We start from the raw sequence: 20,754 nt of genomic DNA on the forward strand, positions 1-20,754 counted from the left end.
TCCTTGCTACGGGAAGGGGTGTTTCGCAAAGGTCTCCGCACACCCGGCCACCGGGCTCCCGGAACCAACTCTGGCCTCAACCGCGTTACGTACTTAAGGTGTTGAACCCATGTATGAACGGGGGCGTACGGTGACCGGTTCCACACACGGCGACGACTGGCTCGACCTGGCGGACGCCCTCGATCTGTTGCGCTCCCAGGTGGCCGAGTCGCAGCGCAGGGCCCGGCGTTCGGAGGTCCGTTTCGGTGTGGAGCAGATCACCGTCGACTTCGAGCTGGAGCTGACGCGGACCCGGGAGGGCGGTGGCGGTCTCAGATTCGGGATCGCCGACGCGAGGGCCCGTCAGGAGAGCGGCCGAAGGTCGGTGCAGCGGGTGAGCCTGACGCTGAAGCCGGAGCGGCCCGGCGGCGGGGACGTACAGATCGGCGACTGGGAGTAGCGGCCCGGATTCCGGGCGGGACGCACCGGGCTTGCCGGACGAGACGTACGGGGGTGGGGTGCCGTGGACGAACACCGTGTGGTCCGCATCCATGTCCACCACCGTGACGGACGTACGCGCACCGGCTCGGGCTATCTGGTCGCGCCCCGGCTGGTGCTGACCGCGGCACACCTGCTGGCCGAGGACGCCGAACCCCTGGTCGCCGTCCCCTCGGCCCCCGCCACGCAGGCGGACGCCCACGCACCGCGGCCGGCCGTCCCCGCGCCGCCGGGCCCCGTCGAGCGCCCGGCCCCCGATACGCCGCCCTTCACCGAGTGGCCCGCGCCGCCCGTGTGGTCGCGGCTCGACGACACGGTCGACGCGGCGCTGCTCCACATCACCGCGGCCGACTGGCGCCCGCCCGCCTGCTCGCACGGGTCGGGGGACTTCCGCATCCAGCGCTGGGGACGGCTGGTCACCGACACCGCCGGGCACGCCGTCTCCTGCGTCGGCTACCCCCGCATGCAGCGCGACGCCTCCGGCAGCGCCGTCGAGCAGCTGTCGGCCACCGTCAATCCGCTGACGGGCAGGGCCAAGGGCCGCTACGAGCTGCTGGGGACGGCCTCCACGTTCGGCGGCCCCGGCGGCGGCCCACCGCCCGACGGCCCGTCCCCGTGGTCCGGGATGTCGGGCGCCGCGGTCTTCAGCGGCCCGCTGCTGCTGGGAGTGGTCCGGCACGACCGGGGAGCCCGCACCGGCGCCCGGCTGTCCGCCACCCGCAGCCATGAGCTGCTGCGGGACGACGCCTTCGTCCGTACGCTCACCGCCCACACCGGTCTGCGCCCCGAGACCGAGGCCGCGGACCTGGCCGCCCTGCTCTCGCCCGCACCCCCGCAACGCGCCCTCGTCTCCCCCGCGACGCTGCTGCGGGCCGATGTCGAGGCCGTGTCGTTCCGCGGTCGGACGGACCAGCGCGAGGATCTCCGTGCCTGGTGCGAGGCGCCGGGCCGGCAGCTCGCCGTGCAGGTCCTGGTGGCGCCCGGCGGCCAGGGCAAGACCCGGCTCGCCCGGTGGCTGGTGACCACGATGCGCTCGCACGGCTGGGCCGCCGGTTTCATCCGCAGCGAGCTGCCGGACACCGCCGCGGCACTGCTCCCGCACCTCGGCGGGTTCGCCCGGATCCAGCACCCCTCCGTGTTCGTCGTCGACTACGCCGAGTCCCGGCCGAATCTCATACGGGAGCTGCTCCGCCAGTCGCTGGATTGCGTCCATCCCGTGCGGATCCTGCTGCTGTCCCGTTCGATCGGTACCTGGAAGACGGAGGCGCGGGACGCCTCCGCCGCGGTGCACGAACTCCTGGACCTCGCCCCGTTCACCCTTCTGCCGGCCCTGGACGACTCGGTCGTCGACCGTGACTCCGCGTTCGTGCAGGCGGCGAAGGACCTGGCGGAACTGCTGGGGCAGGTGCCGGACCACCACGGCGTGGACTGGCCGTCGGTGGCCCGGTCGGTGATCCCGCCACCCGCGACGGACCGGCCTGTCTTCGAAGCGGCGCTCACCATCCAGATGAGCGCCCTGCTGGCCCTGCTGCGGCACGACCACGCACGGTCCGCCCCCGCCACCGAGCCCCTGCCGATGGCGCTCCTGAGGCACGAGAAGCGCTACTGGGTACGGTCCGCCGCCGCCGTGGGCATCCCGCTCGGCGAGGCGGAGCTGTCCCGGGCCGTCACCGCCGCGACCCTGTGCGGCGCGTCCGGCCCGGCGGAGGCCGCGGCCACGGCCGGCCGGATCCCGGGCATCCCGTCCGCTCTGCGCACCCGCGTCGCCGAGTGGCTGCGCGCCCTGTATCCGTCCCCGCAGAACACCCTCTACTGGGGCCAGCTGCACCCGGACCGGATCGCGGAGTACCACGCGAGCCACACCCTCATCGAGACGGACGGCCTGCTGACCGCGCTGTTCCGGGACGGCTCCCCGGAACAGCAGATCCGCACCCTGGACCTGCTGACCCGGGCGGTGGTCGCCCACGCCAACGCGGGCCGCTCCACCATGGCGGAGCAGCTCCTGGACCAGCTGAACAGCACCCTGGACGAGGTACGGGTCGGCGCGCCGGTGCTCCGGGCGTGCGCCGCCGCGCTGCCCGACCGCTCCCAGGTGCTGGCCCCGCTGGCCCTGCGGATCGCGCGGACGCTCATGGACCGGTACGCCACCGAGCCCGGCACGCCCGCGACGGTGCTGGCCTGGGCGTACCGCAACCTGGCCACACGCAGTCTCGAAATGGCGGACGAACAGACCGCGCTCGCGGCCGGCAGGAAAGCCGTGGAGCTGTGCCTCGGCCCGGTCACGGACGAACCGGGCGACCACGAGGCCGATCTGGCCCACGCGCTCTATCTGTACGCGATAGCCCTGACCGACGACGACCTGGAGGGCCAGTCCCGCGCCGCTCACCACGCACTCCGCCTACGACTGCGGCTCGCCGCCCAGGACCCGGCGCCGCATCGGCGCGACCTCATCCAGTCGGAACGCCAGGTGTCCGCCGTCCTGTGGCACATGGACCGGCGGGAGGAGTCGGACGAGCACAGCCGCAGGGCCGGTGAGGAGAGCGAGCGGCTGAACGAGGAACAACCGGGACGGCATCAGGACCTGCTCGCCTACAGCCTGCGCGATCTGAGCATCGGACACTGGCACGACAAGGAGTACGACCGGGCCATCGCCGCCGACGAACAGTCGGTGGCCCTGCTGCGACAGCTGACCGCGACCAACCCCGACGCCTACGCGACACGCCTGGCGAGCTCGCTGCATTCCCTCTTCGTCGCCTACTCCGCGGCGGGCCGGCACGCCGAGGCCATGACCATGGCGGACGAGGCCGTGGGCATCCTCGAACCACTGGTGGCCGAGCGCCCCGTCGTCCACAAGGCACGGTTCGCGGAGGTCCTGCACAATCTCAGCTTCGTGCACGAGGACCTGGGCGACCGTGGCACGGCACTGGAGACGGCCCGCAGGGCCGCCGCCCTGCGCGAGGAACTGCTCGCCGCGGCACCGCGGCGGGACCGGCGCTCCGAGCTGGCCAGTACCTTCGTCCGCATCTCGTACCTGTTGCGGGTCGAGGAGCGATGGGCCGAAGCCCTGGACTTCACGTCACGCGCCCTGGCCCTGAGACGCCTCATCCCGAACCCCCTCGGCCCGGAACGGCTGCGTACCGCGGACACCCTGTCCGATCTGGGCTGGACCCTGTCGCGACTCAGCAGATACCCGGAGGCGATCACGGCGCTGTGCGAATGCGTCGCCCTGCGGCGTGTGCTCGTCCGGGAGGCCGTCGGTGTGCCGAAGAAACACGACGCACGCGAACAGGAACTGATCCACACCCTCACGGAACTCGCCTACGCCTACGACCGGCACGGCGGGACCAAGGCTCAGCGCATCCTGCTGCGGGAGGCACTGTTCCTGCTGCGCCCCAGATACCGGACGGACCCCGACACTTGGGCCGAACCGCTCGCCCGGTGCCTGAGCGACCTCGGTGCGGATCCGCCGGCCGTCCGTCAGGCGATCCCGCTCCTCGAAGAGGCCGTCGCGTTGTACGACGGCATCCTCCGCGAGCGGGGCGACGAGACGGCGCGCGACGCGCTTCTCCTCGCGCTCGCCCGTCTCCGCAACGCCCAGAGCGGCGCGGGCCGCCACCGGGCAGCGGTGCGCACCGGGCTGCGGCTGCTGGAAACAGCCGCGCGGGCCGAGGCCCGGCCGGCCGCCTACCGTGCCACCGACCACACCACGCTCGCCTCGTCCTACGCGCGGACGGGGGCGCACACCGAGGCGCTGGCGCATTCCCGACGCGCGGTCGCCCTCAGCCGGGCCGCCCTCGCGGAGGGTGCCTGCGAGCCGGGCGATCTGGCCTGGCACCTCCTGGAACAGGCCCGGATCCTGGACCGCGGCACCCTCCCGGGCGGCTGGCACACCACGGCCGCCGCTCTCGCGCCGGCCCGCGAGTCGCTCGCGCTCTACCGGCGCCTGGCCCGCGACGATCCGGCCGGATACGTCGTGTCGCAGCGGGAGGCGAGCACCCTGGTCGCCGGGCTCCTGCTGCGACTGGGCCGCGTCGCCGAGTCCGAAGCCGTCCGCCACCGCCACTCCGCATGAGCCACCGCCCGGCAGCGCCGCGCAGGACAGGACGTGCCGCGCAGAACAAGACATGCCGTTGGGAAACGGCCTCCGCGAACGGCCTCGGGAGACACCCTCGGGGAAACAGACAAGCAGCGGCCGACGAAGAAGCGACCGACGAGGAGCGAGCGACGATGACCACCGAGAACCCCTACGACTCCTACGACGCCGACGACGTGACCCGTCAGGAACAGCAGGGCGGACTGGTCTTCCCGACCCTGGAGGCGTTCGTCGCCGAATATCTCGCGCCGGTCCTCCTGGACCGCGACGTCACCGCGGTGGGCGTCTGGTGCCCGTCCTGGTGGAAGCATCTGGAAGTCGTCGCCAGACTCAGCGTGCTGTGGCGCGCCTTCGAGTACCTCCGGCACGACTCGGGGCTCGGCCTGTCGCACTGGTGGCTGCACCATCTGGACCCTCACATGGCCGTGCTGATGCACCCGGTGACCGGCCCCTTCAGGAGCTGCCGTACCGGCCACGTCGACGGCACCGCCCTCCCGCTCGCCCCCGTCCCGGCCGGGACGATGGATGCGCCCGCCTTCTCGGCCCACGCGGAGGACCCCTTCCTCCCCTGGTCCGGGGGCGACCGGCCGTAATCGGTGTGAGTCGATCTTCCGCTGGCCGTTAGGATTTCGACCATGGCGGCCACTGGATCCGAGAAGCAGGGGGCGACGGCGTACTACGTCTCGACCCCCATTTACTACGTCAACGACGCTCCTCACCTGGGCCACGCCTACACGACCGTCGCAGGCGACGTGCTCACGCGCTGGCACCGCCAGCGCGGCGAGAAGGTGTGGTACCTCACCGGCACGGACGAGCACGGTCAGAAGATCATGCGCACGGCCGAGGCGAACAACGTCACCCCGCAGGCCTGGTGCGACAAGCTCGTCGAGGAGGCGTGGAAGCCCCTCTGGGAGCACCTGAACATCGCGAACGACGACTTCATCCGTACGACGGAGAAGCGCCACACCGACCGGGTGCAGGAGTTCGTGCAGGACCTGTACGACAAGGGCGAGATCTACAAGGGCGGGTACGAGGGCCCGTACTGCGTGGGCTGCGAGGAGTACAAGCTCCCCGGCGACCTCATCGAGGACGAGAACGGCGTCAAGCTGTGCCCGATCCACAAGAAGCCGGTGGAGATCCTCAAGGAGGAGAACTACTTCTTCAAGCTGAGCGCCTACGGCCCGAAGCTGATGGAGTTCTACGCGAACAACCCCGGCTTCATCCAGCCCGAGTCGGCCCGCAACGAGGTCGTGAACTTCGTCAAGCAGGGTCTGCAGGACCTCTCCATCTCCCGCTCGACGTTCGACTGGGGCGTCCCGGTGCCGTGGGACGAGAAGCACGTCATCTACGTGTGGGTCGACGCCCTGCTGAACTACGCCACGGCGGTCGGCTACGGCGCCAACCAGGAGAAGTTCGACGGGACCTTCCCCGCCGACGTCCACCTGGTCGGCAAGGACATCCTCCGCTTCCACGCGGTGATCTGGCCCGCGATGCTGATGGCGCAGGGGCTGCCGCTGCCGGGCCGGGTCGCGGCCAACGGCTGGCTGATGGTCGGCGGCGAGAAGATGTCGAAGTCGAACCTGACCGGCATCAAGCCGCAGGACCTGACCTCGCACTTCGGCGTGGACGCGTACCGCTGGTACTTCCTGCGCGCCATCGCGTTCGGCAGCGACGGCTCGTTCTCCTGGGAGGACTTCTCCGCCCGCTACACCTCCGAGCTCGCCAACGACTACGGCAACCTCGCCTCGCGCGTCGCCGCCATGGTCGGCAAGTACTTCGGCGGGGCGCTCCCCGAGGCCACCGCCGCGGGTGATGCCGAGAAGGCCGTCCAGGAGGGGCTGGCGAAGGCCGTCGCCACGGCCGACGAGAAGATCGGCGAGGAGCTGGACTTCCAGGCCGGCATCCTGGCGATCTTCGACTTCGTGAAGCAGGTCAACGGCTACATCACGGAGCAGGAGCCCTGGAAGGTCGCCAAGGACGCCTCCCCCGAGGGCCAGGCCCGCCTCGCGACGATCCTGTACACGGCCGCCGAGTCGCTGCGCGGTGTCGCGGTCCTGCTGAACGCCGTGATGCCGGAGACCTCGCAGAAGCTGTGGGACTCCCTGGGCGCCGAGGCGTCCCTGGGCGCGCTGTCCGACCAGCGCGTACAGGACGCGGGCACCTGGGGCCGGCTCCCGGCGGGCGCGACGGTGACGAAGGGCGCGGTGCTGTTCCCCCGCCTGGAGGAGAAGCCGGCGTAACCGGACGTACGCACGGGGAAGGGCCGGAACCGCACGAATCGGGTTCCGGCCCTTTCCGCTGCTCCGCCGCTTCCGGGTCAGCGGACCCAGTTCTTCAGCGGCTCGGTGTCCAGTTCGATGCCCACGGGGTCCGGGAGTTCCACGGACTTCCCGTACGGCACCGTCACCACTTGCTCGTACCGCACGCCGTCGGGCTGCGAGTGCACCTTGACCTCGCAGGCGTCGCGGTCGATGAGCAGATAGACGGGAATGCCGGTCTCGGCGTACGCACGCGGCTTCTCGACACGGTCCCGGCGGTCGGTGTCCTCGTCGTACGAGGTGACCTCGACGACCATCAGGACGCCGTCGGGACTGGCCCACTCGCCCTGGCCGACGAAGGTTTCGAGCGGGGCGAGCACACCGTCCGGGCGCGCGTTGCCCTTGCGGTACGCCCCGATGCCCAGCCCTTGCGCGGCGAAGAGCCAGTTGCCCGGATCGGCCCGGATGCACAGCCGCGTCAGCCACTCGATGATCCGCCCGTGGTTCCCGTCCGGCAGAGCCTTCGCTCCCGGTTTCCCGTTCACGAACTCCAGCCGCGGTGCCTCGTCGAAGCGGGCAATGCGACGGGCGAGATCCTCGAAGACCTCCTGGGTCAGCGCACCTTCCTCGCCCACGCGCATCACTGCCTCCTGAAGGAAACCGGGCTGCGTCCAGCGTACGGGCGCCCCACCCGGCCCGTACCCGGTTCACCGCTCCAGCGCCTCCACGTCCCCCATCACGACGACCGGCTTCTTCTGGGGGTCGAGAAGGCGGAGCAGTTCCTTCATCCGGTTCTCGGGGAGGGAGACGCAGCCCTGGGTCGGGCCGCCGTGGTCCGCGTGGATCCAGATGCCGCCACCCCGTTCCTTGCCCAGCGGACGTTCCGGGTCCAGGGGGGAGGTGCCGGGGGTCCGGTTGTAGTCGACGGCGACGACATAGTTGAAGGAACCTTCGAGGGACTCCCCGTCGAACCCCTCGCCGCTCACGGCGAACGACGGGCTCTGGTTGTACGGGAACATGGTGCCCGGGGGTTCGAGCAGGCCGCCTGCGGCCGTCAGCCCGTAGACCCCGACCGGGGTGCGGAGATCGTCCTCCCAGTGCTCGTCCGTCCAGCCGTTCAGGGCGTTGCGGGCCGGCCAGCGGTCCGTGGCCGCGCGCCAGCCCCGGGCGGGATCGTCACGGGTGTAGAGGACCGCGGTGGACAGGCTGGAATTGTAGAAATCGCCGGTGACGACGAGCGCCTGCCGGGAGTCCGCCGGGATCTCGGCCCGCATCTGAGGCCCCAGCGCGGGGATCTCCCGCGGGCGGAGGCGTGGGGCCGCCGGGGCGGGGGCGGCCCCGCGTATCCCCTCGGCCTGCGGCCCGCCGACACCGGCGGAGGCCGAGGCCGATGGCCGGACCTTGCGGGCGGCGATGTCGGATTCGGAGGTGTTGTCGCAGGCGGTGAGCAGCAGGATCGCGGCAACGCAGGTGCCGGCGCGGACGGCGTACGGGGGACGCCGGGCGGCCGACGGACGGTACACGGACACGGGCACTCCTCAGCGGTCGTTGGGCGCGGGCGGCACAGGCGGGCTCCCCGTCACGCCTCGCCCCGCCGAACCCAGTTAACGCCGCCACCCGCGAGCGCGAATCCGCACGAGGGCCATACGGCTGTACCGCCGACAGGGCACGCCCGCGCGAAGGGCCCGGAACCGCTGGTCGTCCACGCGGGTTCCGGGCCCTTCGCCTCAGTGGGGGAGAGCAGGCGGCTGAGGCCCGGTCAGAGGTCCGTGCCGTCGTGCGTCCCGTCCGGGTCCACGCCCGTCGTGATCGAGCCGATCACGCCGCGCGCCATGTGGCGCTTGCGGTACGAGAGCTTCATCAGCCCACCGGTGACCCCGCTCCGGTCGTAGATGGTGTCCTCGGTGAGGGTGGTACGGGTGGTGGTGCTGGTCGAGTACGGCTCGATCTTCGCCGAGTCGAGGACCGCCGACTCTGCGAAGAAGAACTGACCCGTGTGGCAGGTGTGCCCGCCCTCGTACCCGGCGTCGGTCATCTTCCCGCCGACGTGCACCTTGGTGTGGATGTGCACGCAGCGCCCCTGGTACCAGCCCGGGAAGATCGTCTTGAACTCCACGTACCCGTGCTCGTCGGTCAGCTGGGTGCCCCTCAGGTAGCGCTCGTCATCGGTGGGCTCACTGTGCCCGCCGCCGGGGCCGCCGGACGGCGGCGGGCCGGTGGGGGCGTCGGTCGGCGGGGTGCCCCCGTCGCCGGGACCGCCGGGTCCCCCCGGCCCGCCGGAGCTCATCGCCTCGTAACCCGAGTAGACGCCGAGCGCGTCGCAGTGCCAGATGTCGACGGCCGCGTGCGCGACCGGCTTGCAGGTGTCGGAGTCGATGACCTTGAGCCGGAGGGTGAGGGGGATGCCCTCCTTGTCCTCGGTGATGTCCTTCCGGATCTTGTCGGCGTCGATGTAGTACGGCCCCTCGGTGGTCTCCGAGGTGAGCCGGTAACACTCCTCGCCCTGTCCGCCTCCGGACTTCTGTCCGCCTCCGGACTTCTGTCCGCCTCCGGGCTTCTTCGCCCCGGCCGTGTCCTCGTCGGCGGAGGCACTGGCGACGGCGCCGGCCCCGATCCCGGCGGCCACGATCACCGCACCTCCGGCGAACACCACCCGACGGCGGGACATGTCCTTCTTGTGCGCTGGCCCCTCAGTCTCTGTCATGAACGCCGAGGCTAGAAAGGGAAGTTGGGAAACAGATGGGCATGGGCTGTGTGTTGCTGTGAGGCCGGACGTCAGGCTCCGCCGAGCCGGCCGTCCTTCACACGACCCAGGAGCCGGGCCAGCTGATCCGGGGTGACCGCCAGCTCGGTACCGGGCTCATCGCTCTCGCGCAGCCGTATCAGGCCGTTGTGTGCGGCGAGCTCGACGCAGTTGGAGGAATCGCCCCCGCCCGAGAACGAGGACTTCTGCCACACGATGCCCTTTGTCATGCCGGGACCTTTCACATGCTCCGCACAAGGCGATGGATGAGGTCCCTCGACTCTATGACGCCCAGCGAGACGGTCTCCAGCTTGCGCACGACCTCGCGGTACCGGCAGAGCTGTGCCTGTGCGTCCAGAAATGCACCACCGTGCGGGGTGTCCATGAGGACGGTATCGAGCGAGGGCACCGGCCCACCCGCATACACCAGGGGATCCCCCATTCCCGCGAACCCGTCCAGGTCGAAAGGAATGACCCGCACCGTCACATGCGGCAGTTCGGCTTGATCCAGGATGTGCAGAAGCTGGCCTCGCGCGACCTCGGCGTCGGCGACCCTGATCCGCAGAGCGGCTTCGTGAATCACCGCTTCATAGCGGTCCATCCGCCCCTCGGCAAGAACTTCCTGCCGCCTCAGCCGGAACCGCACCCGCACCGCCAGCTCCTCCTCGGACAGCGCCGGCACCGTCGCGGCGAAGATGGCCCGGATCTGCTGCTCCGTCTGTAGCAACCCCGGCACATGCACGGTCTCGAAGTTCTTCACCCAAGCGGCATGGTGCTCAAGTTCGGCCAGGTCCAAATACCCGGAGGGCACCCGCTCCCGGTATTCCTCCCACCATCCGCGTACGCGCTCGACAGCCATGCCGGCCAGGGCATCGATCAGCGCGGCGTCGTCACACGCGTACTGGCTGGCCAGGTGGCGCACGCGTTCAGCACTGACACCGACCCGGCCCGCTTCCATGCTGGACATCTTGCTCTCGGCCATGCCCATGGCCCTCGCGGCATCACGACCGGTCAGACCTGCCCGCTCCCGAAGCTTGCGCAGCTCGGTCCCCAACCGTTCCTGGCGTGCCGTGATGACGCTCCTACCGGGCATGTTGCCTCCCATTCCGGCGAGTTGACCGTATGAGTATCACAGTCACGCTTGACCGGGGGAAAGCTTTACCCCTACCTTCAGTGACGCGCCGCACACGCTGCGAAACGCCGGGACCCCGGAAGCGCACCGCCCCGCCCTGCCATGGCGGGTGCGACATGCCACCGCCCACGGACCGCCGCGCCCCACAACCACTCACGCACCAAACGGAGTTCCCGTATGCCGAACTCGCCTGCGAGCACAGACGCCCCCTGGGAGTACACGCTCTACATCCCCCACGATCCCCGCGCGGTCACGGTCTCCCGCCGCACCCTGCGCCTGATCCTCACGCTGCACGACCTGCTGCCCCTCTCCGAGACCGCCGAACTCGTCGCCGGTGAACTGGTGGGCAACGCGGTACGCCACACCAAGGGCCCGGCCGCGTTACGCCTGCGCTGGGCGGGCCGCGTACTGCGCATCGGCGTCTGGGACGCGGACCCGACCCCACCGATGCCACCCCTGCACCCGACCGCAGAAGCGGAGAACGGGCGCGGCCTCGACCTGATCCGCAACTGCACGGACGGCTGGGGCTGGTATCCACTCAGCAGCACCGGCGATTCAGGAAAGTTCGTATGGTGCGAACTCTTGGCTTCGTGACGTTCAACCATGCGGCGCCGCACAGCCATCGGGGTTCTGCGCCCCAGGCCGATCGCGAACGGCCCTGCTCGATGCCCGCCGCGGTGCCACCCTGCCCCCGGAAGGACGACGCCGCTCTCGATGCGCGACCTGGCGGTGCCGTCTCATGACATTGGTTCCTCGCCGTCAGGCTTGGCGGGCGTGGGACGCGAGGCGATCGGCGAGCTCGATGACGAGGTCGCGCAGTTCATCGGGGCGCTCGATGACGAACGGCCGGTCGAGTGAGGCGAGTACCGGAGGCAACCAGTCGAGCCGCTCCGCCCGCAGCTCGACGCGCAGCCAGCGCTCGGTCGCCCGGTCCTCGCCTGCCGCGGGCTCGTCCTCCTTCAGGCTCGCGACGCCGGCGGGAAGGTGGGCGCGGATCTGCTCGACTGTCCCGTGGATCCGCAAGGTCACCTCATGCCGGTACTCGGCCGTGGCGAACCCTGACAACACGCGCTGTGCCGGACCGGGACCCATGGGCGCTTCGAATGAGCCGGGCAGGGTCCGCGCGTCTGCGATGCGATCGAGCCGGAAGGTTCGGTCCTCGCCGATCTCGGGATCCGTGCCCGTGACGTACCACCGGCCCGAATGGGCGACGATCCCGTACGCGTGCAGCGTGCGTTCGCTGCGCCGGCCGTCGCGGTCGGTGTAGCGGATCGAGACCGGTCGGCGGTGGCGCACCGCGTCGGCGATGGTGAGCAGGACCCCGGCGTCCGGGGTGTCGAACTCTCCGGGCTGTTCCGTGAAGGCGAGGGATTCCAGAAGTGTGTCGAGCCGGCGGGCGATGTGCTTGGGCAGCACCCGCCGGATCTTGGCCGATGCCGTCTCGCTTGCGGTGTGCTCCGTCGTCGTCAGCCCTGCCCGGCGGCCGGCGACCAAGCCGAGCAGCACGGCCAGCGCCTCGTCGTCGCTGAGCATGAGCGGAGGCAAGCGGTACCCGGGGGCGAGCCGATACCCGCCGTAGCGGCCGCGCACCGATTCCACGGGCACGTCGAGGTCGATCAGCTGATCCACATACCGCCGCACGGTGCGCCCTTCGACGCCGAGCCGGTCGGCGAGTTCGGCCACGGTCCGGGTGCCGCCCGACTGCAGCAGCTCCAGGAGCGTCAGCACGCGGCCAGTGGGTCGAGACATGTGCACAACCTAACGCGAATACAGGACCGATTCTGTCCAGTATTTCTCCTAACCTGCGACGTGCACGACACCACACAGCCAAGGAGATCCCCATGGACTTCGTCTCGATCCGCATCATCACCAGCGACGTAGCGCGCCTCGTCGAGTTCTACGAGCGAGCCACAGGAGTGCGGGCGACGTGGGCCACCGAGGACTTCGCCGAACTCAAGACCCCGGGCGCCACCCTCGCGATCGCCGGCGCCCGCACCGTCCCGCTGTTCGCCCCGGGCTCTGCCCGCCCGGCGGACAACCACAGCGTGATCACCGAGTTCCTCGTCGACGACGTGGACCGCGTTCACCAGAACCTGACCGGCTTCGTCACCGACTTCGTCAACGAGCCCACCACGATGCCCTGGGGCAACCGGTCGCTGCTGTTCCGCGACCCCGACGGCAACCTCGTCAACTTCTTCACCCCCGTCACCCCGGCGGCTGTCGAAAAGTTCGCACGCTGACGCCACGCACAGCCGCTCACGCGGGAGCCCTGGGGCCCAGGGCTCCCGGTGAACGCGGTCGCCGAGTCCAGGAGCGCCACCAGCAGGGGGCACGGGAACGCACCGCTGACCCCCGAAGGACGTCGGCGCTCGTGCCTGCGCATCGACGCCGGACGTCCGATCGCGCACATCGCTGCGGAAGCCGGGATCTCCCGCCGCTGCCTGGCCAAGTGGTACGCCCGCTGGCGAGCGCACGGCGAGCACGGACTGCTCGACCGGGCGTCCGCACGCCGCGCTCGGCGGCCGACCGCCCATCAGCCGGACCGCCGGGTGCGACGATCGTCTTCGACCAGCCGCCCGAACCACTCGCGGCCATCCCGCAGCAGCTCACCTTCGAGGACTTCGTGCAGCCAAGGTCCCCAGACACCACACCTAGCGGGGGACGAAGTGGTCGACCAGGAGTGTGAGACGGTCGGGGACCCGGTCGGCGGGCAGGCGTCCGGCGCGGGTGAGGGTGACCAGTCCGTGCAGCGCGGCCCAGAACGTCTCGACGAACACCCCTGGTTCATCCGGCTGCGCGTAGTCGACGAGCGGGTCCAGGAGGGCCCGGAACGCTTCACGCAGAGGGGTGGGCGTGGCCTCGTCCGCGAAGGGGAGGCCGCCCTCCGGTCGGGCGCCGGACACCAGGCGCGAGACAGCCCCCGGCCGAACCCGGCCGGGGGCTGTTTCACGTGGAACCAGGAAGTACGGGCGGCTGCTACTTCTCCGTCTTGTCCTTCGCCGATGCCGCCGGCTTGCGGAGCTGGATGTTCAGCTCGCGCAGGCGGGACTCGTCCAGCTCCGTCGGGGCGCCCATCATCAGGTCCTGGGCGTTGCCGTTGAGCGGGAAGGCGATCGTCTCGCGGATGTTCGGCTCGTCGGCCAGCAGCATCACGATGCGGTCGACGCCCGGGGCGATGCCGCCGTGCGGCGGGGCGCCGAGGCGGAAGGCGCGGAGCATGCCCGCGAACTCGTGCTCGACGGTCTCGCGGTCGTAACCGGCGATCTCGAAGGCCTTGAGCATCACGTCGGGCTCGTGGTTACGGATGGCGCCGGAGGACAGCTCGATGCCGTTGCAGACGATGTCGTACTGCCAGGCGAGGATGTCCAGCGGGTCCTTCTCCTCCAGGTCCTTCATGCCGCCCTGGGGCATCGAGAAGGGGTTGTGCGAGAAGTCGATCCTGCCGGTGTCCTCGTCCTTCTCGAACATCGGGAAGTCGACGACCCAGCAGAACCGGAAGACGCCCTCCTCGAAGTGGCCGGCGCGCTTGGCGGCCTCGACGCGGACGGCGGACATGATCTTGGAGACCTCGTCGAACTCGCCCGCGCCGAAGAAGACCGCGTGGCCGGGAACGAGGGACAGACGCTCGGTGAGGGTCTTGATGTCGGTCTCGGTGAGGAACTTGGCGATCGGGCCGGTCAGGCCGCCGTCCTCGCCGACACGGACCCAGGCCAGGCCCTTGGCGCCGTGCTGGACGGCGTAGTCGCCGAGGCCGTCGAAGAACTTCCGGGACTGGCCCGCGGTGTCCGGGACCGGGAGAGCACGGACGTGCTTGCCGGCGAACGCCTTGAACTCCGAGTCGGCGAAGATGTCGGAGATGTCGACCAGTTCCAGCTGGGCGCGCAGGTCCGGCTTGTCGTTGCCGTACTTCAGCATCGCCTCGCGGAACGGGATGCGCGGGAACGGCGAGGTGACATGGCGGCCGTTGCCGAACTCCTCGAAGAGCTCGGTCATCAGCTTCTCGATCGGCCGGAAGACGTCCTCCTGCTCGACGAACGACATCTCGACGTCGAGCTGGTAGAACTCGCCGGGCGAGCGGTCGGCGCGGGCGTCCTCGTCGCGGAAGCAGGGCGCGATCTGGAAGTAGCGGTCGAAGCCGGAGATCATCAGCAGCTGCTTGAACTGCTGCGGGGCCTGGGGCAGGGCGTAGAACTTGCCCGGGTTCAGGCGGGACGGGACGACGAAGTCACGGGCACCCTCGGGAGAGGTCGCCGTGAGGATCGGGGTCGCCATCTCGTTGAAGCCGAGGGCCACCATCTTGGCGCGGATGGAGGCGATGACGGCCGAGCGCAGCATGATGTTGCGGTGCATGCGCTCGCGGCGCAGGTCGAGGAAGCGGTACTCCAGGCGCCGCTCCTCGTTGACCCCGTCCTCGGCGTTGATCGTGAAGGGCAGCGGGGCGGCCTCGCCCAGCACCTCGACCTCGGTGACCTCGATCTCGATCTCGCCGGTCGGCAGCTCCGGGTTCACGTTGTCGGCGCCGCGCGCGGAGACCTTGCCGTCGATCCGTACGACGGTCTCCTTGGTGAGCTTCGCCAGGGCCTCGTTGCCGGGGGTGCCGGGACGGGCGACGAGCTGCACCAGACCGTAGTGGTCGCGCAGATCGATGAAGAGGATGCCGCCCAGGTCTCGGCGATTGTGCAGCCAGCCGCTCAGCCGGACGTCGGTGCCGACGTCAGAGGCGCGGAGCTCGCCGCAGGTGTGTGACCTGTACCGATGCATTCTCGTTCATCCAGTCTTCGCGATTCGGGGTGGATTCAGCCTCCCCAGGCTACCGCTCGCACCCGCACCGATTCATTGACATTGACATTTCAAGATCATCGGGGGGCGCGGCAGGCGGGCCGGGACCGTGCCCGGCGGGCCCCGGCCGTCCGTCCTCGGTGGCGTTTGCCGAGCAGATCTTCTTAAAGTGGGGCAATGCGCACCGAGGACGTCCTGGCCGCGACCGCGACCGGCCTGTGGCGCTGGGACAACGCAGCCGGGACCGTCACGCTCGATGCCGAGGCGGCCCGGCTGCTTGAGCTGCCCGCCGCAGCCGGTGTCTTCCGCGAGTCCGCGGTGCGTTCCCGTTTCCATCCGGTCGACTGGAACGAGATCTACGGAGTGGTGAATCTCGCGGTCGCCGAGGGCACCCTCGCCGAGGCCCGGCTGCGGATCGTGGACGAGCACGGCCGGGTGCTGCGTACCGTGCGCAGCCGTTCCAAGCCGTTCCCGCCCGAGACGCCGACCAGCACGTCCTATGTGCTGGTCGGCACGCTCCAGGAGGTCGCCGAGCCGCAGCCGGGCACCACCGGGGCGCACACCCCCATCACCGGGGACTGGCGCCGCTCCCGTGAGGCGTTCCTGCTGGACGCGGGCCGGGCGCTGGCCGAGGCCCGGTCGACCGCGGAGGTGCTGCGGGTCGCCGCCTCGCTGTCCATGCCCGGGTTCTCGCCGGACGGCCTGGCGGTCTTCGGCATCTCGGGCGAGCGGCTGACGATCATCGGGCACCACGGGCACAGCGTGGGCGACGAAGGCCCGTTCGACGACATGCCGCTGGAGACGGACTATCCGGCCGCCGAGGTCGTACGGACGGGACGCGCGATCTACCTGCCCTCTCCCGAGGAGTACCGCCGCCGCTACCCGTCCACCTGGCCGCTCGCCAGCCGTTTCGGACGCCGCTCCTGGGCCTTTCTCCCGCTGATCGTGGCGGGGCGGACCATGGGCGCCTGGATGGCCGGCTTCCGGCACCCGGTGTCGTTCTCGCCGGACGAACGTGCCGTACTGACGACCGTGGCCCGGATGCTCGCCCAGGCCCTGACCCGTGCCGGGGTCGCCGAGACGGAGCGCGAGCTGTCGCTGGGGCTGCAGCGCTCGATGATGCCGTCGCTCGGCCCCGAGATCCCGGGGATGACGGTCGCCGCCCGCTATGTGCCGACCGGTGGCGGGCTCCAGGTCGGCGGCGACTGGTACGACCTGATCCCCCTCCCCAACGGCCGCATCGCGCTCGTCATCGGTGACGTCCAGGGCCACGACGTGCGTGCCGCGGGCCTGATGGGTCAGTTGCGGATCGCGCTGCGCGCGTACGCCTCCGAGGGGCATCGCCCGGACGCGGTGCTCTCCCGCGCGTCCCGGTTCCTCTCCGGCCTCACCGACGCGTACGAGGACGGGGCGGGGACGGGGCTGCGCTTCGCGACCTGTCTGTACGCGGAGGCCGACCCGGAGACCGGCGTTCTCGACATCGCGCGGGCCGGCCATCCCGATCCGGTGGTGATGACCGCCGACGGGACCGCGATGATCCGCCAGACCGAGGGCGGGCTGCCGCTCGGCATCGAGGCGGACGCCGACTACCCGACGACCCGGCTCACCCTGGAGGCCGGAGAAACGATCATGCTCTGCACCGACGGGCTGATCGAGACCGGCGGCCACGATCTGGCGACCGGCTGGATCCGGCTGCGGCCGATCCTGGAACAGCACACGGACGACCTGGAGAAGCTCGCCGACGCCCTCGTGCAGGCCGTGCACGGGCCGACGTCGCACTACACGACAGGGCCGCTGGCGGACCGCCGGGAGGACGACATAGCGGTGCTGCTCCTGCGACGCGACGGGGGGACGCCGAGGGAGACCGCGCGGCGCACCGCGCTGACCATCGCGCAGGCGGAGCCGCAGCGCATCGCGGCGGCCCGGCAGCATCTGCGGGAACTGCTCCACGACTGGGCCGATCCGGAGCAGGTCGACGCGGCGGTGCTGATGATCTCCGAGATGGCCACCAATGTGCTCGTCCACACGGACGGGGACGCGCTGATGGTCGCCGAGGCGACGGGGGAGCCCGGGGAGCGGCGGCTGCGTGTGGAGGTGGCGGACGCCAGCGACGAGCTGCCGCACCGTCGGCGGCCCGGGGAGATGGCTTCCAGCGGGCGGGGGCTGGTGCTGATGGAGATGCTCGCCGATGCGTGGGGGGTGGATCCGCAGGGGGTGGGGAAGTCGATCTGGTTCGAGCTGTACGAGCCGGGGCCGGACGAGGTGGGCTGAGAGCCTGTCGGGTGACCTCCGACCGGGCGGCCACGCCCTGGCACGCACGCTTCCCGCCTTGACTCCCTCCTCCGCCTCGGAATCGCACGCACCGGACCGCGTCCGCCATCCGATCCGAGGTCACCCGACAGGCTCTGAGCCGGGCCGTCACGTTCGGGCTTCCGCACGGACGGGCACGCCCCCCGGTCAGACGTCGGGCGGGGCCGGGGAGGGAGCCGGGCCACCGGGCTCGCCGCCCTCGCCCTCCGCTCCCCGCTCCCCCCGCAGTTCGCCGACGATGCCGAAGGCGGCCGCGCAGACCGGCACCGCGAGCAGCATGCCCAGCAGTCCCGCCACACCGGCGCCCGCGGTGATCGCGATCATGATGGTGGCGGGGTGCATCTGGACCGTACGGCTCTGGATCATCGGCTGCAGGACGTGGCCCTCCAGCACCTGAACGGCGAGCACCACCCCCAGGGCCCAGAGCGCGATCACGAACCCCCGGTCGGCGAGCGCGACCAGCACCGCGACCGTGCCGGAGATGAAGGCCCCGAGATAGGGGATGTAGGCACCGACGAAGACCAGCGCGCCGAGTCCCACCGCGCCGGGGACGCTCAGGATCAGCAGGCCGACGGTGATGCAGGTCGCGTCGATCAGCGCGATGAAGGTGGTGCCGCGCATGAAGCCCTGGACGGCTTCGAAGGCCCGCCGTCCCATGGCCTCGACCAGGTCTCCGGTGCCGCGCGGGGCGATCGAGTGGGCGAGGCCCGCGGCCCGGTCGGAGTCGCGCAGGAAGAAGAAGGTCAGCAGGAGTGCGAGGACGCTCGTGGCGATCAGCGAGCCGATCAGGCTGATCCCGGAAAGGAGTCCGCCCGCCGCGCTCGCGCCGAACTTCTGGAAGAGTTTGTGGGCGTTGGCGACGAGGTCGTCCACATTGGTGCTCTTGCTGATCCCGAAGTGGTCGACGACCCACTGCCCGGTGTCCTTCAGCGAGCGGACGATCTGGTCGCCGGAGTCGACGAGCGCGGTGACGACGATGTATCCGGCGCCGCCGACCACCGCGACGAGCAGGGCGCAGGTGAACCCCGCGGCCAGTGAGCGGTTCAGTCCGCGGCCGGTCAGCCGGCGGTGGACCGGCCCGAGCAGCGCCGTGCCGAGCAGCGCGAGCAGCACGGGGGTGACCGCCGTCTTGAAGATGACGCACAGCCAGACGGCGACCGCGGCGACCCCGGTGACGAGGAGGACGACACCGCACCAGGCGGCGGTACGCCGCGCGCCGTCGGGCAGGAGGGGCTTGGGGGTCTGCACCCTCCCACCCGATCACGGCGCGGGGGCGATGTCCCGCTTGCGTGGCCGTACGGGTGACGAACTGTCACACGTCGGCCGCGGGGGTCACATCCCGTGGACGGCGGGCACCGTGCCGAGGCGGCCGGCCTGGAAGTCCTCGAAGGCCTGCTTCAGTTCGGCCTGGCTGTTCATCACGAACGGCCCGTAGTGCGCCATGGGCTCGCGGATCGGACGGCCGCCGAGCAGCACGACCTCCAGGTCCGGGGTGTTGCCGTCCTGCTTCTCGTCCGCGCGGACGGTCAGCGAGGAGCCGGCGCCGAAGACCGCGGTCTGCCCCATGTGGACGGGGCGGCGCTCCGCACCGACGGTGCCGCGCCCGGCGAGCACGTACGCGAGTCCGTTGAAGTCCTCGCGCCACGGCAGGGTCACCTCGGCGCCGGGACGGACGGTGGCGTGGATCATCGTGATCGGGGTGTGGGTGATGCCGGGACCCTCGTGTCCGTCGAGCTCACCGGCGATGACGCGGAGCAGCGCGCCGCCGTCCGGGGAGGCGAGGAGCTGGACCTGGCCGCCGCGGATGTCCTGGTAGCGGGGGGCCATCATCTTGTCGGCCTTGGGCAGGTTCACCCAGAGCTGGAGGCCGTGGAAGAGGCCGCCCGACATCACCAGGGACTCCGGCGGGGCCTCGATGTGGAGGAGGCCGGACCCGGCGGTCATCCACTGGGTGTCGCCGTTGCGGATGGTGCCGCCGCCACCGTTGGAGTCCTGGTGGACGAAGGTTCCGTCGATCAGGTAGGTGACGGTCTCGAAGCCGCGGTGCGGGTGCCAGGGGGTGCCCTTCGGCTCTCCGGCCGCGTACTCCACCTCGCCCATCTGGTCCATCATGATGAAGGGGTCGAGGTACTTGTAGTTGATCCCGGCGAACGCACGGCGAACCGGGAAGCCCTCCCCCTCGAATCCGCTCGGCGCCGTGGTGACGGCGAGCACGGGACGGGCCGTGGCGTCGCCCGAGGCGGCGACCTTGGGCAGGGTCAGCGGGTTTTCGACGGTCACTGCGGGCATGGGAGCCACCTCCGGGTTTGTCCTGAGCCCAATTTAGTTGAATGGTGAACATCCTGCAAGGCGTCATTCATTCCCGCGCGCCCGCCGGACGACGAGAAGGGGCCCGTACCTGGCGGTACGGGCCCCTTCGGGAACGAAAAGCGGATCTCAGCCGTACATACGGCGCATTGCGAAGTCGACCATCTGCTCCACGGCCTTGGCGTCGAAGACCATGCGGTGCTCACCCTCCATGTCGAGGACGAAGCCGTAGCCGGTCGGCAGCAGGTCGATCACCTCGGCCCCGGTGATCACGAAGTACTTGGACTCCTTGCCCGCGTACAGCCGGAGCTCCTTGAGCGTGGTGAACATCGGGATCACAGGCTGCTGGGTGTTGTGCAGCGCGAGGAAGCCGGGGTTGTCGCCACGCGGGCAGTAGACCTTCGACGTCGCGAAGATCTGCTGGAAGTCCTCGGCGGACAGCGAGCCGGTGGTGAAGGCACGTACCGCGTCCCCCAGGGAGGGCGGCGAGGGCTCGGGATACAGCGGCTGCTCGCCGTAGCCGCCACCCATCTGCTGCTGTGCACCCGGGTTCTGGTCGTAGCCGTACATACCGCAAAGAGTAATCGGCCACATCGGGCCCTTGAGGGGTTGCGTCTTATTACTGACGGGTAGCATCATCGTAGAGGTCAGCTGA

Annotated in this window: 18 protein-coding genes and 1 pseudogene; 8 read left to right on the forward strand and 11 right to left on the reverse strand. The window is 70.5% G+C overall.

From position 1 onward, the window contains the following. The first annotated feature begins 109 nt into the window (after positions 1-109). From ACIOHC_RS05815 to metG, 4 genes are all read left to right on the forward strand, one after another. A complete protein-coding gene (locus tag ACIOHC_RS05815; RefSeq protein WP_351071846.1) occupies positions 110-439 on the forward strand; it encodes a trypco2 family protein in 330 nt (109 codons plus the stop codon). Positions 440-502: 63 nt separating this feature from the next. Continuing rightward, entirely contained in the window at positions 503-4,549 is a 4,047-nt protein-coding gene (locus ACIOHC_RS05820; RefSeq protein WP_401841608.1) for a tetratricopeptide repeat protein, read from the forward strand. A gap of 155 nt (positions 4,550-4,704) precedes the next feature. Next, the gene (locus tag ACIOHC_RS05825) at positions 4,705-5,163 is read left to right on the forward strand and encodes a DUF4913 domain-containing protein (protein WP_351071851.1); all 459 of its coding nucleotides are present in this window, start codon (positions 4,705-4,707) and stop codon (positions 5,161-5,163) included. A 42-nt stretch (positions 5,164-5,205) separates the two neighbouring features. Beyond that, positions 5,206-6,810, forward strand: coding sequence for a methionine--tRNA ligase (gene metG / locus ACIOHC_RS05830; RefSeq protein WP_401841610.1), 1,605 nt, complete (start codon positions 5,206-5,208; stop codon positions 6,808-6,810). A 77-nt stretch (positions 6,811-6,887) separates the two neighbouring features. Here metG and ACIOHC_RS05835 read toward each other — a convergent pair whose 3' ends face one another. The 5 genes from ACIOHC_RS05835 to ACIOHC_RS05855 form a co-directional block, all read right to left on the reverse strand. Continuing rightward, a complete protein-coding gene (locus ACIOHC_RS05835; protein WP_351071857.1) occupies positions 6,888-7,469 on the reverse strand; it encodes a Uma2 family endonuclease in 582 nt (193 codons plus the stop codon). A gap of 66 nt (positions 7,470-7,535) precedes the next feature. After that, positions 7,536-8,351, reverse strand: coding sequence for a L,D-transpeptidase family protein (locus ACIOHC_RS05840; RefSeq protein WP_351072330.1), 816 nt, complete (start codon positions 8,349-8,351; stop codon positions 7,536-7,538). Between the two features lie 236 nt (positions 8,352-8,587). Then, a complete protein-coding gene (locus ACIOHC_RS05845) occupies positions 8,588-9,532 on the reverse strand; it encodes an intradiol ring-cleavage dioxygenase (protein ID WP_401841613.1) in 945 nt (314 codons plus the stop codon). Positions 9,533-9,603: 71 nt separating this feature from the next. Next, on the reverse strand, positions 9,604-9,801 hold the full coding sequence (locus tag ACIOHC_RS05850) for a DUF397 domain-containing protein (protein ID WP_351071862.1): 198 nt from the start codon (positions 9,799-9,801) through the stop codon (positions 9,604-9,606). 11 nt (positions 9,802-9,812) lie between these two features. Next, positions 9,813-10,676 carry a helix-turn-helix transcriptional regulator gene (locus ACIOHC_RS05855; protein ID WP_351071864.1) on the reverse strand — a complete coding sequence of 288 codons (864 nt, stop codon included), beginning with the start codon at positions 10,674-10,676 and terminating at the stop codon, positions 9,813-9,815. A gap of 204 nt (positions 10,677-10,880) precedes the next feature. On the opposite strand from ACIOHC_RS05855, the gene ACIOHC_RS05860 reads away from it, so the two are divergent. Continuing rightward, on the forward strand, positions 10,881-11,297 hold the full coding sequence (locus tag ACIOHC_RS05860; RefSeq protein WP_365689469.1) for an ATP-binding protein: 417 nt from the start codon (positions 10,881-10,883) through the stop codon (positions 11,295-11,297). Positions 11,298-11,462: 165 nt separating this feature from the next. Here ACIOHC_RS05860 and ACIOHC_RS05865 read toward each other — a convergent pair whose 3' ends face one another. Further along, complete coding sequence (locus tag ACIOHC_RS05865; RefSeq protein ID WP_351071868.1) at positions 11,463-12,452, reverse strand: YafY family protein; 990 nt, start codon at positions 12,450-12,452, stop codon at positions 11,463-11,465. A gap of 92 nt (positions 12,453-12,544) precedes the next feature. On the opposite strand from ACIOHC_RS05865, the gene ACIOHC_RS05870 reads away from it, so the two are divergent. Together ACIOHC_RS05870 and ACIOHC_RS05875 are read left to right on the forward strand one after the other, a co-directional pair. Further along, positions 12,545-12,943, forward strand: a complete 399-nt coding sequence (locus tag ACIOHC_RS05870) for a VOC family protein (protein ID WP_351071869.1) — start codon at positions 12,545-12,547, stop codon at positions 12,941-12,943. A gap of 48 nt (positions 12,944-12,991) precedes the next feature. Then, positions 12,992-13,237 (forward strand): annotated as a pseudogene (locus ACIOHC_RS05875) (helix-turn-helix domain-containing protein); the annotation flags it as partial. A gap of 117 nt (positions 13,238-13,354) precedes the next feature. Here the strand turns inward: ACIOHC_RS05875 and ACIOHC_RS05880 are convergent. Beyond that, positions 13,355-13,606 carry a TetR-like C-terminal domain-containing protein gene (locus ACIOHC_RS05880; RefSeq protein ID WP_351071872.1) on the reverse strand — a complete coding sequence of 84 codons (252 nt, stop codon included), beginning with the start codon at positions 13,604-13,606 and terminating at the stop codon, positions 13,355-13,357. 73 nt (positions 13,607-13,679) lie between these two features. Next, positions 13,680-15,464: an aspartate--tRNA ligase gene (gene aspS, locus ACIOHC_RS05885; protein ID WP_351071875.1), complete on the reverse strand. Its 1,785-nt coding sequence runs from the start codon at positions 15,462-15,464 to the stop codon at positions 13,680-13,682. 195 nt (positions 15,465-15,659) lie between these two features. Here aspS and ACIOHC_RS05890 point away from each other — a divergent pair, with 195 nt between their 5' ends. Then, positions 15,660-17,753, forward strand: coding sequence for a SpoIIE family protein phosphatase (locus ACIOHC_RS05890; RefSeq protein ID WP_365689468.1), 2,094 nt, complete (start codon positions 15,660-15,662; stop codon positions 17,751-17,753). Between the two features lie 186 nt (positions 17,754-17,939). Here the strand turns inward: ACIOHC_RS05890 and ACIOHC_RS05895 are convergent, their stop codons facing one another. The 3 genes from ACIOHC_RS05895 to ACIOHC_RS05905 all read right to left on the reverse strand — a co-directional run bounded on the left by ACIOHC_RS05895 (position 17,940) and on the right by ACIOHC_RS05905 (position 20,669). Next, on the reverse strand, positions 17,940-19,040 hold the full coding sequence (locus ACIOHC_RS05895; RefSeq protein WP_351071879.1) for an AI-2E family transporter: 1,101 nt from the start codon (positions 19,038-19,040) through the stop codon (positions 17,940-17,942). An 84-nt stretch (positions 19,041-19,124) separates the two neighbouring features. Beyond that, entirely contained in the window at positions 19,125-20,081 is a 957-nt protein-coding gene (locus tag ACIOHC_RS05900; protein WP_351071882.1) for a pirin family protein, read from the reverse strand. Positions 20,082-20,228: 147 nt separating this feature from the next. Next, positions 20,229-20,669, reverse strand: coding sequence for an SseB family protein (locus tag ACIOHC_RS05905; protein WP_072487501.1), 441 nt, complete (start codon positions 20,667-20,669; stop codon positions 20,229-20,231). Between the last annotated feature and the right edge of the window lie 85 nt (positions 20,670-20,754).

Origin of the sequence: Streptomyces sp. NPDC088252, from assembly GCF_044740965.1 — a bacterium.
In the GTDB taxonomy this organism is placed as follows: Bacteria; Actinomycetota; Actinomycetes; order Streptomycetales; family Streptomycetaceae; genus Streptomyces.